We start from the raw sequence: 15,734 nt of genomic DNA, 5'->3' as shown, positions 1-15,734 counted from the left end.
GGGGGGCCCCCCGGGGGGGGCCCCGCGGGGGGCGGGTTTCCGGGGGCGGGGGGTTGGTGTTTTTTTTTTTCCTTTTTTTCACTAAAGCGCGCCGGGGGGGGGGCCCCCCCCCCGCCCGCTTCGACGTTTCCCTCCACCACATCACAAAACCCATACGAAAAACGGGTGCACGGCAATCCGTGCACCCGTTCCCTCATCAGGCAACCAGAGTGGGTGTATCGCTCACCCGCTCCACACTTTCCACGCTCGCATGCACTTCCTCCGCCTCTCCCGCCCCGCCGGAAGGCTTCTTCCGCGTGGCGGCACCCGTACTCGCACCGGGCATCTCCCCGAACGCCACCGTCTGCGCCCGCAACAATTCCACCGCCGCCCTCGGCGACGGACCAGCCGTGCGAAGCTGCTGTGCGGCGCTGCTGCCGGCATCCAACATGCGCTTGGTCACCGCGCGTACGAAGGCAAAGTCCCCCGCCGCGACCAGATCCGGCATCAGGTTCTCGATCAATGTCCAGATGACCGTGCGCGCGGAGTCGCCGGCCATCGTCGTCGGATCGATCAACTGTCCTTCCAGGCCCGAACGCGCGGCCCGCCAGGTCGCGGCGCGCAACCACGCCGGTGAATGTTGCGGGGCTCGATCACCGGCCTCGACGGCTCGAATCGCGCGGTGCACCAAAGCGCGGAAGAGCACGGCGATGAGTACGGAGGTGTCCACGTCCGGACAGGCGTCGCAGATGCGCATCTCGATCGTCGGCACATGCGAGGACAGCCGCAAATCCTGGTAGTGCATGCCGATATCGAGGATCACGCCGGAGCGCACCATGCCTTCCAACATGGCGTCGTACTCCCGCGCCGAGGCGAAGCCGTCGGCCGGCCCCGCCGACGGCCAGCGCTGCCAGAGCATGTTGCGCCAACTGGCATATCCGGTGTCGGCGCCGAGCCAGTAGGGGGAGCTGGCCGACAGCGCGAGGAGGGTGGGCAGATGCGGGGAGATCCAGGCCATCGCCCGCGCGGCCACGTCACGGTCCTCGATCCCTACGTGGACGTGCATCCCACAGATCACCTGCTCGTCCGCCACCTGGGCGTAGTCGCGTTTGATCGAGGCGTAGCGGTCGCCCGGGGCCTGCGGTGAGTCCGCCAGGTCCATCAGCGGCGCGGTGCCCGACGCGATCACCGCCACGCCGATCTTGTCGGCGGCGCCGGCCAGCAGACTGCGGGAGCCGATCAGGTCGGCACGCAAGTCGGCCAACTCGCGGTGCGGTTGGCTGTTGGTCTCGATGGACGCTTCCTTGGCCTCACCCGTGAAACCGGCCTTCGGGAGCTCGGCGAGCAACTCCGTACCCGCCGGGCTCAGCCTCCCCGTCCGACGGTCGACAATGTGAAACTCTTCTTCGACACCCACAGTCCGAATCGACATGCGTCCCCTTGAATGTGTCTTGTGTACGGTGGCCGGTGCCGGACCACCGGGACCGCCCGGATCACCGGACCTCCCGGAGCGTCGGCCGCACGTGTTGCGCCCCCGTGTGTGCTCCGTCGGCCGGATCCACGTGGCCTCGGGACTGTCCCGTGCCCTCGACGGTCGGGGTTTCCCCGAGGTCGAGCGAAGTCGGCGCAGCCGCAGGCCGGCCGCCGAAGCGGCGGAAATCCTTTGGCTTGCAAGGCCGTTGGACAAGACTGCGACTTGGTGACCGTGCTGCCAAGACCCACTGGGTCCAAGAAGTCTTACGCTGAGCAACGGCGCTTCTGGGCCTGTGGTCGGGAACCGAACCCGGCACCGAAGCCGATACGACGCAGGGCCCACCCAACACCAGCCTCGCCCTCGGCGCCACCCCGTCGCCGTCCGCCACCGGCGGGTGCGCCGTTGCGCCACCGCCTCCCCGCTCGCGCGATCCGGCTGTTCGCCACGTTCTTCGGCCCCCGGGACGGGCCGGGCCACGATCGGTGCGGGGAGTCCGATGGGCCTTCCCTCTTGGCATCGGAGGTTCCGGCTCCCATGATCGTCTCTGTGATCCGATACCTACGCACTTGCTCGGCCGTGACGCTGGGCGCGATGTCCCTCGCGCTGTGCGGGTCCGCTTCCGTGGCGGCGGCCGATCCGAGCCCGCAGGGCGCGCCGGAGCCGGCCAGGGTGGAGTTGGTGCTCGACCTGTCCGGCTCGATGAAGCAAAACGACGCCGGCGGCGGGCAGACCCGGTTGGAGGCCGCCAAGCAGGCGGTGAACCGGATCATCGACGCGGCTCCGGCAACCGCCCGGGTCGGCGTCCGCGTGTACGGATCGACCTATGCCGGTACGGACAAGGTCCAGGGGTGTGCGGACACTCGGCTCCTGGTACCGGTCGAAGAGTTGACCACGGGCGCCAAGGTCGCGGCCCGGCAGCGGGTGGCCGAGTTGACCGCGGTCGGATTCACCCCGATCGGCAACGCCTTGCGTGCCGCCTCGAACGACCTCGGGACGCAGGGCGAGCGGCGTGTGATCCTCGTGTCGGACGGCGAGGACACCTGCGCGCCGCCGCAACCGTGCGAGGTGGCGAAGGAGTTGGCCGCGAACGGTACCCGCTTGACGGTGGACGCGGTGGGGTTCAACGTCTCCGGGGCGGCCCGCGACCAGCTCAAATGCATCACCACCGCGGGCGGCGGGGCCTACGCCGACGCGAAGGACACCGACTCGCTGGTGGCGAACATGTCCAGCCTCTTCCGCCGGGCCGCGACCCCGTATACGGCGTCCGGACGGCCTATACAGGGCGCGACGACCGGTTGCCCGGACGCACCGATGGTCGAGGACGGCCAGTATCTCGACACGTTCGTCACCAGCCGGGACCTCTGGTATCGGATCCGGAAGAACCCGGACGAGGACCTGGCCATCGGCGCCACCGCCATCTTCACCGAGCGCATGCGCCACGAGGACGGCCGGGAGAACTCGGCGTTCCTGACCCATCTGTTCATCCGCTCGGGTCCGCCGGACCTGCCGCAGAGCTGGATCCTGAGCGAGGGTGTGGCCCTGGAGGCGAACAACATCGTCACCACCGGCGCGACCGGCGGCACACACAGCACCGCCAAGGCGCCGGACGGCATCGGATGTCTGCGCATCTCGCACAGCGCCGAGGTCGACCCCCAACGCGGAATCCTGCTCGAACTTCTGATCAGCCATCCGAAGCGGGCGGACGCCACACGGTCCGGCGGCGAGCCCGACCCGGCCCCCACGCCCACCACCGCCGCCGACACGAACGCCGGGGGTCCCTCCGGAGCCACCGACTCCGACTCCCGTGCTCCGGTACCCGCCCGCGCGGCCGGCGCCGACGACGGTCCCGGCACCACGACCACCGTCGCCCTCATCGCCACCGCGCTCCTGCTCGGCGGCGCTCTGGGCTCATTCGTGGCCGGCGCCTCGCGCCGTCGGAGCCGACCGTGAGCCGTTTCCCGGGCAGCCGCCGCGCAGCCGCCTCCACCGCCGCCGCCCTCGCCGCCGTCACGACCGTGATCGCGCCGATCGCCGTGCCCGGCTCGGCGGCCGGCGCCGAACCCCCCGCGGCGACCGATGCCGCCGGCGGCTATTCGTTCAACGGCGCGGGCACACTCTTCTCCGGCGTGCATCGGGAGAGCCTGGTCGTGGGCGACTTCCTGTTCTGGCGTGTGCATGTGCAGGCGGGCCAGAAGTTGTCGGTCAAGGGTTCCGTCGACATTCCGGCCGACTTCCCGCACAAGCAGGGCCCGCGCTTCGTCGTCAACCTCTACAACCCGTTGCGCGAGGCCATTCCGAACACCGGCGCCCCGCCGAACCAACTCCGGCCCGGCGCCTCGCATCTGGAGGTGTCCTCGGGCGCGTGGACCGTGGGAGACGGCAAGAAGTACGAGAACTTCGACGGGACCAAGGGCTCGTTCAAGGAGTTCAAGGACGATCACTACGCGCTGCGCGGGCCGTACTACATCCAGGTCTCGATCTCGGGTGCCCAGGGACCCCAACGCGGTGTCGTCGTCCCGATCACGCTCGAGGTGTCCGTGGAGGGCACTCCCATCCGGCGCCCGGACCAGCCGATCGACCCCGAGAACGACACACGGGCGCGAACGCAAGCGCCGCCGCCAACCCGGAGCCCGTCGGGCGCCGCTGCCGGGTCCGCGCGCGAAACGGCCGGGACCCCCGGCGGCGACGCGTCGTCCACGGCCGCCGACTGGGGTGCCCCGGTCGGCGGGACCGTGGCCGCGTTCCTGGTCGCCACCGCCGGGGGCTACGCGCTGCGGCGCCGGTCCGCCGCGCCCGCCCCGGTGCCCGTCTCGCCGTGGAGTGCCCACGCGAGGCCGGCCGTGCCCCCGCGGCCGCCCGACACGCCGCCCGAGGCGGATTGAACCGCACCGAACATCCGGGCTACCGGAGGATTTACCCATACGTGGTAACCACCCCGTCCTTTTGCCCCCGCCGGGCTCGCGGCGACGATGGGCTCCGTTGTTCCGGACGCCGATCGAACGGGTCCGAAGCGGCAGGCGACGGGACGGGGGTCCGCGAACACGGGTACCCGGACCCTGTCGGCGTTCCTGCCGAGGCCGATGAAGGGGTCACTGTGCTCAAGCTGGGTATCGAAGAGGAGTTCCACGTCGTCGATTTGGCCACCAGACGAGTGGTCCCGTCGGCTCGCGGACTTGTGGACCGACTTCCGATCGGCGCCTTCATCGGGGATCGGGACACCGCTTCGACGATCCGGATGGTCGGTTCCGCGCACCACGAACTGGGTGACATTCGCGGCGAGTTGGTGGCCCTGCGGGGAATCCTGGTACAGCGCGCCGCGGGCCTGCACCTGGGTGCGCTGGCCGGCGGGACCGCGCCCCTGCTCGGTCGGGACGATCCGGCCGCGGCGGAATCGGTCGGCGGTCGACACACGTGCGGCATGTTCGTCCGTGTCGAGGCCGAGGACGGCGAGACGGCGACCCGGGCGATCGCGTGGATCATGCCGCACGTATCGACACTGTTGGCGCTGTCCGCGAGTTCGCCGTTTTGGGCCGGTCGTGACACCGGTCACGCCAGCTGGCGCCGGCACCGTCTGGAGGCCGTGGCCCCGACGCCGACCGGGGGCGGCGTCGGGGCCACGGAGTCTGCCCGCGAGACCTTGCACTCCCCGCTCCGCCTGTCGCCGCACACGCCCATGCTCGAACTCCGCGTCTGTGACGCCAGCGCCGATGTCGAGGTGACCGTCGCGATCGCCGCTGTGTTTCGCGCGCTCTACCGGTACGCCTCGCGTGCCGTCGTCGCGCACCGGACGCCTCCCGCACCCTCGCCGGCGATCGCCCACCGGGCGATCCGATACGCGGCGCGCTTCGGGCTCGCGCACGACCTGATCGACCCCGTGGCCGCAGTGACACGTCCTGCGGCCGCGGTGGTCCGTGCCCTGGTGGCCGAGATGGCCCCGTACCTGCGCGAGGCCGACGACCTGGACCGGGTCGAGACGACGATCGAGCGGGTACTCACGGAGGGCACCGGGGCCGCGCGGCAGCGCGACACCGCCCGAGCGGGCGATCTGTCCGCCGTCGTGGACCGGGAGTTGGCCCGGACCATGGCCTGTGTGGTCGTCACCGACACCTCGCCGGCCCTCGACGGATCCCCGGCTCCCGATGCCCCTTCGGCTCTCGACGCCGTCGTGCGGTAGCCGACCACCGAACGAGCGGCCACCGTCCCCCCGGCGCTGCGGTCAAACGCCGCGAACTTCCTTATTACCTAAGGGTTTACCCGCCGCTGATGCCCGTCGCGGCCTATTGTCGAACGCTCGTCTCGGCGCAGGCTTCGACCATGCCACAGAAAACGCAAGGCCCTACCCGGGAACGCGAATCCAAGGTCACGACGGGTGGGCGCGTCAGACGCCCCGGACTGCTCGTGGGGGTGGAGGGACTCGAGGCGTACGAGGTGAGTTCCGCGCTGTTGCGCTCGATCGTCTCGCCTCCTCGCATCTTCGTCGGATCCACTCGCGAACCGAACGCCCGACCGGACTTCGCCACGCTGATGGCGCTGGCCGAGGCGGTCGGGGGTGATCCGTACATCAGGGGTGGACGCTCCGCCTCGGAGACCCTGACGCTGATCGCCATGCAAACCCATCGCTACGAATCCGCCCGGCTGTTCCTGGCAGCCGGGCGCACCGTCGTCGAGCAGAGGGGCATCTACACGGCGGCCGTCGAGGACGCGGTCACCCGCCATCCCCACGACATCGACCGGGCTCATCGCAGCGCGCGACGGTTCCTGGCGACCGTCGCCGATTGGCGACCGCTCCCCGGCATCGTCCTGCTCAACGTGGACGAACCGGAGGCCATGGTCGAGCGATTGCGCACACAAGACCACGAAAAGTTGCTCGACCCGGCCCAACTCCAGCAGAAGGCCGTCCTGTTCGAACGGCTCGCGGCCGACGACACGGCCCGCTTCCGGGTCTTCGACCGGCGCGAGTCGACCGACGCCACGTCGACCGGGGCGGCGGTACGGGATTGGGTGGGTCGGGTCTTGTCGGAAGGAGCCGACGCCCGGATGGTCTGAACGCCGACGCGCCCCGGTACCCGGGCACCCGACGCCCGGCGACACCCGACAGCGCAGTCCTTTGATTCCTACCCGCGCGTATACCCGTCCCGGGTGACCGACTCGCCCTTCCACGGACGCACGCGCGGCGCCAACCTGCCCCCGGACTCCCTCCGCCGATGGATCGAGTCGTCACCCCTCACCCAGTCCGGGGAGCAACACAGTGCAACGAAGTCACACCGACACGACGGCCGGACGAAGCCTGCCCGGCCGGATCGCCACGGGCCTCGGCGTCGGCGCCGCGGCCCTGGCCGCCACCATCGCGACCACCGGACCGGCCCAGGCGGCCGACGACGACGCCAAGGCGTGCGGGTCGGTCGCCATCGAATGGTCCGTCGACGCCGGGAAGACCTGGTCCAGGGCGGGCCTTTTGGGTTCGCTCGCCACGAAGGTCGACGTGCGCGTCGCCGGCAACGTGGCCAAGTCCTGCACGTACAAAGTCACCCTCGCCGCGTACAGCGCGGACGGTCCCACCTGGAAGACCTCCGGGGTGCAGCGATACCTCGGATCGCGCACGGTATCCCTCACCGGTGCCCATCGCGGTGCCGCTCTCGACATCTCCCGTTACGCGCCGCCGTGCTTCGGCCAGATCGATCTGTACGGCAACGACAAGATCTTCGACGGCAAGGCCAATCCCCTGCCGCGTTATCCCGACGCGAAATTCCCGACCGACCTGATCGCCGGTTGGAACGGTGGCAAGGAATGCGCGCCGTCGTCACCCAAGCCGTCCACCAAGCCGCCGACCACCACACCGCCCACCACGGTTCCGCCGACGACGGCCGTGCCGAGCACCACCACGTCGACCTCGAAGCCGCCGAGCCCCTCGGCCTCCGCGTCCGCGTCGTCCACGCCCACACCCGACAGGACGGCGACACCCACCTCGGCGTCGACGCCCCCCGACGACCAGCGCACCCCACCCGCGTCCGGCGACGTGCCCGGCCAACTGGCGCAGACCGGCGCGAGCGACGGTGTACTGCGGATCGCCGGGGCGTCGGCGGCCGTGCTGATCTCCGGTGTCGGTGCACTTCTGCTGATCGGCCGCCGCCCTCGTGGACGCGGCCCCCACCGGCCCGGCACCGCACGCTGAGTGGGCGGGCCCACTCTCCGAACACGCCCGCGCCGGGCCCGACATCCCGAACACGCGGATCCCCCGACGCTCCTCGCACCCCGGAGGACCCTGCTCTAGGCTCCCGTCGTCGTACCGCGCCGGTGTCCCCTCCGAGGCCGGACCGTGCCGGGTCCCGGCCGGATTCGAGCCCCTGCCGATCGCGGGTAAGTCGACTTCGGTTGCCTCGAAGTACCGTGGAGGGCTCTTGCGATTTCGTTCGCTCAAATCCGTGTTGCCCGCGTTCCTGTTGGTCGGCGGTGCCGTCACCTTCGGGGTCGCGTCGGGTGACTCGGACAACTCCAAGACGACGGTGCCCACCACCGAGAACGCCTATGTGAGTCAGGTGGCTCCGGCCAAGACCCACGACTCGCAGACCTGGCTGTCGGTGTGTCCGGAGACCTGCGAGGGGGTCGCGCGCTCCGAGCGTCGCGCCTTCCTGCGGTTCACCGTCGCGGGCGTGCCCGCGGGCGCCCGGGACGTGCGGCTGAGTCTGGACCTGTACTCGGCCCGGACCACCGACACTTCCGTACGGGTGCACAAGGTCACCGGTTCCTGGTCGGCGAAGACGCTGACCTGGAACCGGCAGCCGGCGTTCGGGGACGAGGTGGGCTCGCGCGACGGGTTCGCCGCGGGGCAGGTCGGGTCCATCGACGTGTCCTCGACGTTCACCGGCAACGGGTCGTACTCCTTCGCGCTGACCGCGGCCAAGGGCGCGCAGGGCGTCTTCCAGTCCACACGCGCGGGGGCCGCCCAGGCTCCCCGTCTCTCGGTCCGCTGGACCGATCCGTCCGCCCCCACCACCGGAGCGCTGCCCTTCGAGATGCCGTCCACGGCGGCGCTGCGCGCGAGCGACAAGAAGGTGTACGCGCACTACTTCACCCCCTACCCCGCCTCCCTCGACAACAAGGAGCCGAATCAGGACTACTACCAGCGCAATTACCGCGCCCTCGGCCAACTCGGGGCACACCTGGGTCGACATCTCGGACTACTACCTGGTCCGGCTCAAGACCGGGGCGTGGCCCGCGATCACCCGGGACACGGCGTATCTCACGCATCGTGTGCAGTTCGCCGCGGCCCGGCCGACGGGCGGTCAGACGAAGTTGATGACCCCCAGGGCGGGGACCGACCCGCCCAGGGACTCGGTGGAGGTGCTCACGTTCCTCGTCGCCCCGGCGACGGTGAACGCGACGATCGGGGGCGCCGGCCAGAGCTACCAGGCCGCCGCCGGTGTGCAGGCGAGGCTGTTCCCGCTCGCCTATGGCACCAACTCGGCGTCGGTCGTGCGCGGTGCGGCCACGGTCGCCACGGTCTCCTCCGCACACGTGGTGCGGAAGGACTTCGCCGCGCAGGATCTCGGCTACCGAGGCACGAGCAGCGGCCGGCCCGGCGCCGGCTGACGCGTCACGGCAGGGAGTACGACCGGCGGGGCCGGGTCCGAACGGGCCCGGCCCCGCCGCCTGTTCGGGCTGTCCTCGGCACGTCGTCGAAAGCCTCGCACGGTACGGACTCCGACTGCGGAGCCGGCCCGCAACGCACAAACACGACGGCCCGGGTGCGCGATGGGGGTCGCGCATCCGGGCCGTCGTGGACGCGTACGGGATCGGGCGGGGGTGAGACCCCGAATGCCGTACGGGTACGGGCGGTGCGGGCTCGGGCGGCGAGTGCCGGGAGGGTACGTTTCCCCCGCGCCATTGAGGGGGTACGCCCGGCCGTCGCCCGAGCCCGCACCGCTCAGTTCCCTGAAGCCGCCTCGGCGGACGTCGGGTAATCGGCCGACCGGTCGCTGAACTCGACCGACCGGTGCACGCTCTGCGGAGGCTTCGTGCCGCCGGTGCGAGTACCGCCTCGGGTGCCGCCTCCGCGGCCTTCGCGGCCTCCACCCATGGACGAAGCAGAGCAAATCATGTCGGATTTCCTTCCGTTCCCGAAGGATGGCGAGGGTAGGTTCGGGAGAACCGTCGGGTTCGCATCGAAGGCGAGCGCCCGCTGCAGTCGGGTCGAGGCCCTTCGATGCGACCAGCCTGCGCCATCTCGCGCATCGGGCCAAGTCCGCACAGGCTGAGGGAATGTGGCGTGCAGGACCAGCGGCTCTGGCGCTTGTCGGCCCGCCACGACTCCCGATCCTCGAACTCCGCGTGGGATGCTGGGTGGGCGTGGTGCACAGGCGCGACATACGCGCGGTGCGCGCGGTACGGACCACGACCACGGAAACGATGGGTCGGACGGGGGCTGCATGGGCAAGTCGTTTGGTCGCGAACTCGCCTCCCTGGACGCGGAGTTGGGTATCGCCCTGCACACGGCCGTGGCCCGGATCCGGCGAGCGCTGACGCCGGGGACGATTCGCTCCGAGCGCGAACTACGGGCGTTGGAAGAGCGGTTCGCCGAACACGGGGTGATCCTCCCGACCGCGCGAGGTGCCCTCGACGCCCTCGCCGCGGCCGACCCCACCGCCGCGACCACGATGTCCACGGCGGCCGACTGGGCGTCGCGCTCGATCCTGCGCTCCCTCGCGGCCGAGGCCGCCGTCGCGCACCAGGTGTGGGACATGGCCTCCCTCGGCGCGCTCGGCCCGGACTCGGCGGCCTGGACGGCCTCCTGGACCGGGACCGCCGACGCCGGCGACCTCACCGGTGTTCTCGATCGGAACCGCTCCGCCGAGCCCACAACGATCGGCGATCCCATCTCGACCTGGCGCCCGCCCGCGCCTGTCGACAAGGCCGCCACGATCGTCGACCCGGCGATCTGGCAGAAGCAAATCGCCGAACCCCTATATGCGCTCGACGAGTTGTGGGGCCTGGCCTACGGCGCCGTGCTGCTTCGGGCACCCGAGGCCGATACGTTGTTGCGCCGCCTGGACGCGCTGGTGCCGACCTCGGACATCGGTATCGGCCGCCCGCTGTCCGGGGAGCCGGGATTGCGGGTCCTGGGTACGCGCATCGCCGAGGGGGCGATCGCCTGGACGGTTCCGGGCTCGCCCGTACGCCCGGCCCCGATGTGGGTTCCGGCTGCCGACGGCGCGCACCCCTGGTTGCGGCAGCTGCCCGGCGCGCTCCGGGCCCGCGAGTTCGTCGTCACCGTCTCTCGCGTGTGGTGGGAGTGGTTGCGCGGACTGTGGGCGAGATCGAACCGGCGGCTCGCCGCACCCATGGTGTCGGCGATGGCTGAGCTGATGCGGCACCTCCTGGCCCGTTTGGTCGCGCTCTACTCGACACACCTGCGCCGGCCCCCGTCGGCATCCCGTTCGATGCCCGTGGCCGGTACCGTCTCCGTCGCGCCGAGTACCCCGCCCGCGCCGAAGGTCCCACCCGCGCCGCTCACCCCACCCGCGCCGCTCACCCCACCGGTGGGCGAACCCACCCGGGCCGCCCCGGCCCCCTCCCCGACACGTGCCACCGCCCCACGCCGGCCGCAACTCGGCCCCCTGCCGTCGGGTCCCGGCACCGAACCGGTCCACAACCGGGCCACACCCACGCCGCCGGCACCCGCCGCGTCGGCCTCGCCCCCGCAGCGGGTGTCGTCGGTACGCACTCTCTCCCGCGGTCCCGGCGGCTCCCGCGCCGTATCGGACCCCCACGCCATGCGCGTCGACGGCGGCTACGCCGCCTCCATCGCCCGCACCGGTCTGCTCCCCGTCTCCAAACGATCCGCCCGCCCAGCGAACTCCGGCCGCTGACCGCCGGGTCCGACGACACCGTGGGCTCCGGGGCGCCGTCGGCCGATACCCGCCTCCCTTTTCCCGATTCCGCGCTTTCCGACCTATCGGGGCCCACGACAGCGCCTTAGGCTCTTCACGCGCCGGCGCGGCACCGGTCCCACGCGTCCGTGCGCGCGCGTCCACGCGTCCCGGCGAACACCCGGACGCCGAAGCGCCGTCGCTCCGCCGACCGGAACGGAAGTCCGTGATTCGCCGACGCCCACCCCTTCCTCTGATCCTGATGGTCGCCGCGGCGCTGTTGCTCACCGCGTGTTCGGCCGCCGTGTCCGGTGCCCCCAGGGTGCGCAATCCCATCGCGGAACCGGCGAAGGCGGCCAAGCTCGTGGTCCCGGCCCCGTACGACACGACGAATGGTTGGCAGGCCGACGTCCGCGACCGCGTGTACGTGGTGGCCCCGAAGGTGGGCGCGCTGATCAGCGTCGACGGACGCGGCGACATCCCGTCGGCGCAGGCCAAGTCGCGGACTCCGACCAAGACCGCGGTGATCGCGCGCGGCGCGTCCGACGGCAAGGTGTGGTGGTGGTCCAAGCCGGTGCTCCCGCTGCGCGACCAGAGCACGCCGAGCCTGACGCTGGTGACCATTCGCGACGTGGAGTACGTCGTGCTGGTCCGCGTGGGCACGATCCCCGAGGACGGACTCGTCCGGGCCCGACGGGTCGTGGTGACGGACAGTTTCGTGGTCACCAGCAGTGGTCGGGACGTGGCTCCGCACCAGCACCTGGTGCGGGACGTGAGCGAACGACTGAATGAAGTGCCCACCAGGGTCGGCAGCGGCGGGGTGCTGTTCCCCGACGACACCTCCTCACGGCAGCGCGGTGCGATCGACAAGGGTGTGCTGTGGAACCCGGAGACCGGCGAGTCCACACCCGTCGGCGTCGACGGGCCGACCTCACGGCGCTGCCTGCTGGGCGCCACCTGCTCGATGCTCTCGTTCCCGCTGCTTCCCACCTGGGCCGGCATGCTCAACGAGACATGGCAGGCCGCGCCCGGCCAGAAGCCGGGTACGCCGCCGGAGCGGTGCCGCTCGACCTATTCACGCACCAACCCCTGTGCCCGCGGTTTCGAGGTCGCCGGCCGCTGGAACAGCGGTTCGGTCGCCCCTCAGGGACGAGCCCTGGGTGTACCGGTGAGCGTGACCGACACGGCCGTGGTCGCGGCGTGGTGGACGCCGGCCGAGGGAAACACGCCGCAGGAGGTGCTGTACGTCGTGCACGACCTGATCACCGGCGCCGCGCTGGCCCAGGTGCCGTGTCGCACCGCCCGGGACGACAAACCGGACGACCAACACCCGCTGCTCGTCGGGCGGCACTCGCCGGACACCCGCTATCTCGTCGTGGGACCGCTGGCCGTGGACATGCGCGGCACGGCCGTGTGCCACTCCCAGGACGACCGTAACAACGAGGTCGAATTGGCTTCCGTATCCGACACCGGCATCGCGTACGGGACCATCCGCAGCTCGGCGGACCGCCAACGGGGCACCGCCGGACTGGCGGCGCTGAACGTCGCCACCGGGGCGATCGACACGCTGCCCCAGGGGTCTCGGATCCCGGTCGCGATGACCGCGTCCGGCGTCGGGGTCTTCGAGACCACCAGGGAGCAGTCGAACAAGCAGGTGCTGACGACGCTCACGATGTACCCGCCGCGTCCACCTGGTTCCCCGCCTCCGCCCACGAAGAGTCGATGAGCCTTCGCCGTCCGCCGCTGTCCGCATCGCGCGTCGCTTTCGCGCAACTCGGATAGTTCGGCGTCACGCCAAAAGCAAGGATTGCCATTCGTTCCCTGTTCCGGGAAGAGGATCCATGTCCCAGTCCGCACATTCCGAGCCCGCGCCGCGTTCGGGTCGAGCCGTCGGCGCGACCGGTTCGATCGACTCGCCCCGCGGCCATCTCGCCCAGGCCGTGGCCTCCTTGCGCCGTGGCCGGGAACGTTCGACGACCGTCGTCGCCGTGGCCGCCGCGGGATCGCTGATCGCGACGTCGATCGTGATCGGCGTCGGCGCCGCGGGTGCCGACGCCGACCTCGCCGACATCGGCGCCTGGTTGCCGAGCGCGAACGGCAGCATGGTCCATGTCAACGGCCTCTCCGGCGACGTCACCGGTCGAGTACGGCTGCCCTTCGCTCCCGGCGCCGACTACCAGGTGAGCGAGGACGGTGAGACCGTCCTGGTCCTGGATCGCTCCAGTGGCCAGGTCACCCGGATCGATCCGGCTCAGCTGACCGCGCCGCTGTCGCTGGACATGGGCGACGCCGGCATGCAGTTGCTCACCGGCGGCGACCGGGCCTGGTTGGTCGACGCCGGCCTGGCACCGGAGGCCACGACCGCCGTGGTGCGGCCGATCGACCCGACCACGCTCGCGCCGCTCGGACCGCCGATTCCGCTCGGGACCAAGGCGATCGGCCGTCCCCAGGCGGACACCAAGGGCACCCTGTGGATCCCGATTCCCGCCCGCGGCGAGGTGGTTCCGATCCGCGGTACGACCGCCGGCGCGCCGGTCAAGGTCGCCGACCCCGGCAGCGCCATCACCCTGGCGCTGGTGGCCGACACCCCGGTGGTCGTGGACCCCGTCGCCGGCGCCGCCAAGGTCTTGGGCGCGAACGGCGTGGACCGCACCGTCACCCTGCCGTCGGAGGTGTTCAAGGGCGGGGCCGACAAGACGGTGATCCCCGGCCGGACGGAGGGGCAGGTGTTGCCGGTTCTCGGCAGCGCGAACGGCACGCTGGTCCTGGTGGACATCGCGGCGGGCAAGGTGTCCGCCGTGCCGCTGGGCACCGGTGACAACTCCCTGGGCGAACCCCAGGTGTTGGGGGCCAAGGTCTACGTCGCGGACAAGACCGCCGGTTCGCTGATCGTCTACGACACGCGGCAGGCGAAGCTGGAGGCGCCGGTCAAGGTCACCGGGGTCAGCGGCGATCTGGAGACGTTCGTCCACCACGGTCTGCTCTGGGTCAACGACGAGAAACACGCCGCCGCGGTGGTCGTGGACGGCGACGGCACGCTGCACCAGGTCAAGAAGTACGACGAAAAGGGCGGCGACCCGGTCCCCGGGGACGAGGTGCCGCCGAGCGTGCCGCCCACGACGCCGCCGCCGGACGACCGGCAGCGTCCGGACAACCCGGGGCGGGGCAACGTCCCGCCCGCCCCCGACACACGGGACCACGAGGGGGACGGCAAGGACCGGCCGGGCGACGGCACGCCCACGCATCGGCCGACCCAGGGCGGCGGCGCCACCTCCAGGCCCGAGCCCACCACGACCGTCACCGTCACCGCGCCGCCGCTGCCCACGGCTACCGCTACGACCACCGCCACGGCTACGGCCACGGCCACGGCCACGGCGAGTAGTACCCCGACCGCGTCCGCTTCGCCGAGTGCGTCGCAGTCTTCGCCTCCGGCCACGAAGACCCCCGATCCGCCCAAGCAGACCGCGCCGGGATCACCCAAGGCGTCCTCCGGGGCCGGATTCATCACGGTCACGTTCTCCCCTTCCCAGGGCGCGACCCCTGAGAGCTATCGGATCGACGGCCTCAAGGACGGCATGAAGGCGCAGCCGGTGACCGTCGGCGGCAAGGGTCCGTTCTCGTTCAAGGTCACCGGCGGCCAGTGCGCGGCGGAGTACAGCTTCACCGTCACCGCGCTGTTCGCCGACGGCGTCGAGAAGAAGTCGACCGCCTCCACGGCCGTACGCCCGTGCGTGGTGCCCGCCGCGCCGAAGGTGACGGCGGCCACGCCCGCGGCCGGCGGTCACGGCGGCACGATCAAGTGGAGCGGGACCGCCGGCTCGACCTACACGGTCACCGTCGGTGGCAAGAGCACGACGACCAACCAGGGCAGCCACGTGGTGACCGGACTCAAGAACAGCGCCGCCTACGACGTGACGGTGACCGCCCGAAACGAGGCGGGCACCAGCGCCAAGGGCACCGGGCGACTGGATCTGACACCACCCGCTCGGACCTACAAGGTCGGCCCGAACATCAACAACAACATCGCGATCGGCATCCGAACGGGCCCCTCGGTGGCGGGTACCTCACGAGCCGGCTACATCGGAAGCAGCTACGTCGGCGACATCAAGGTCTTCTGCCAGGTCAAGGGCGAGCACCAGGTCCGAACAGGAACCAATGTGAGCAGCTCGATCTGGGACAAGGTCGATTTCCGGGGTACGGGCGAACCCGCCACGGGCTGGGTCAGCGATCTCTACATCCGCACCCCCAATTCCAGCAGCGGCACCTTCTCGTCGTCGGACCTTTGGCAGTGCGAGTAGCGCCGGGTCCGTCCCCGACGCCGATCCTCGTTCCGACGCGCCACGCCTGACCACGCGTCGGATCACCCCACTCGCGTCGGTGCCCTCCGGACCTGTACGGAGGGCACCAACGCGTTC

The 15,734-nt window shown here is 71.1% G+C and carries 10 protein-coding genes and 1 pseudogene; 10 read left to right on the top strand and 1 reads right to left on the bottom strand.

Translation table 11 applies throughout. From position 1 onward, the window contains the following. Nucleotides 1–196 precede the first annotated feature (196 nt). Nucleotides 197–1,411, bottom strand: coding sequence for a glutamate--cysteine ligase (locus ACH4XV_RS28340; RefSeq protein WP_395794555.1), 1,215 nt, complete (start codon nucleotides 1,409–1,411; stop codon nucleotides 197–199). Between the two features lie 576 nt (nucleotides 1,412–1,987). Between ACH4XV_RS28340 and ACH4XV_RS28335 the strand changes: the two genes are divergently transcribed. The 10 genes and pseudogenes from ACH4XV_RS28335 to ACH4XV_RS28290 all read left to right on the top strand — a co-directional run bounded on the left by ACH4XV_RS28335 (nucleotide 1,988) and on the right by ACH4XV_RS28290 (nucleotide 15,617). Continuing rightward, a complete protein-coding gene (locus ACH4XV_RS28335; RefSeq protein ID WP_395794553.1) occupies nucleotides 1,988–3,403 on the top strand; it encodes a VWA domain-containing protein in 1,416 nt (471 codons plus the stop codon). Beyond that, nucleotides 3,400–4,335 carry a hypothetical protein gene (locus tag ACH4XV_RS28330; RefSeq protein ID WP_395794551.1) on the top strand — a complete coding sequence of 312 codons (936 nt, stop codon included), beginning with the start codon at nucleotides 3,400–3,402 and terminating at the stop codon, nucleotides 4,333–4,335. The genes ACH4XV_RS28335 and ACH4XV_RS28330 overlap by 4 nt, the downstream gene beginning before the upstream one ends. Before the next feature lie 212 nt (nucleotides 4,336–4,547). Continuing rightward, nucleotides 4,548–5,627, top strand: coding sequence for a glutamate-cysteine ligase family protein (locus ACH4XV_RS28325; RefSeq protein WP_395794549.1), 1,080 nt, complete (start codon nucleotides 4,548–4,550; stop codon nucleotides 5,625–5,627). 140 nt (nucleotides 5,628–5,767) lie between these two features. After that, nucleotides 5,768–6,499: a hypothetical protein gene (locus tag ACH4XV_RS28320; RefSeq protein ID WP_395794547.1), complete on the top strand. Its 732-nt coding sequence runs from the start codon at nucleotides 5,768–5,770 to the stop codon at nucleotides 6,497–6,499. Nucleotides 6,500–6,701: 202 nt separating this feature from the next. Continuing rightward, nucleotides 6,702–7,625, top strand: a complete 924-nt coding sequence (locus tag ACH4XV_RS28315; protein WP_395794545.1) for a hypothetical protein — start codon at nucleotides 6,702–6,704, stop codon at nucleotides 7,623–7,625. Continuing rightward, nucleotides 7,588–8,358: pseudogene (locus tag ACH4XV_RS28310) on the top strand (DNRLRE domain-containing protein); the annotation flags it as partial. The gene ACH4XV_RS28315 and the pseudogene ACH4XV_RS28310, both read left to right, overlap by 38 nt. A gap of 70 nt (nucleotides 8,359–8,428) precedes the next feature. After that, nucleotides 8,429–9,043, top strand: a complete 615-nt coding sequence (locus ACH4XV_RS28305) for an endo-1,3-alpha-glucanase family glycosylhydrolase (RefSeq protein ID WP_395795059.1) — start codon at nucleotides 8,429–8,431, stop codon at nucleotides 9,041–9,043. Nucleotides 9,044–9,879: 836 nt separating this feature from the next. Further along, complete coding sequence (locus ACH4XV_RS28300) at nucleotides 9,880–11,319, top strand: hypothetical protein (RefSeq protein WP_395794543.1); 1,440 nt, start codon at nucleotides 9,880–9,882, stop codon at nucleotides 11,317–11,319. Between the two features lie 226 nt (nucleotides 11,320–11,545). After that, entirely contained in the window at nucleotides 11,546–13,045 is a 1,500-nt protein-coding gene (locus ACH4XV_RS28295) for a hypothetical protein (protein WP_395794541.1), read from the top strand. A 262-nt stretch (nucleotides 13,046–13,307) separates the two neighbouring features. Continuing rightward, a complete protein-coding gene (locus ACH4XV_RS28290; RefSeq protein ID WP_395794539.1) occupies nucleotides 13,308–15,617 on the top strand; it encodes a hypothetical protein in 2,310 nt (769 codons plus the stop codon). Nucleotides 15,618–15,734: the final 117 nt, after the last annotated feature.

Source organism: Embleya sp. NPDC020630 (genome assembly GCF_044334985.1).
GTDB lineage: Bacteria > Actinomycetota > Actinomycetes > Streptomycetales > Streptomycetaceae > Embleya.
This window is presented reverse-complemented; position numbering and strand designations above follow the sequence as displayed.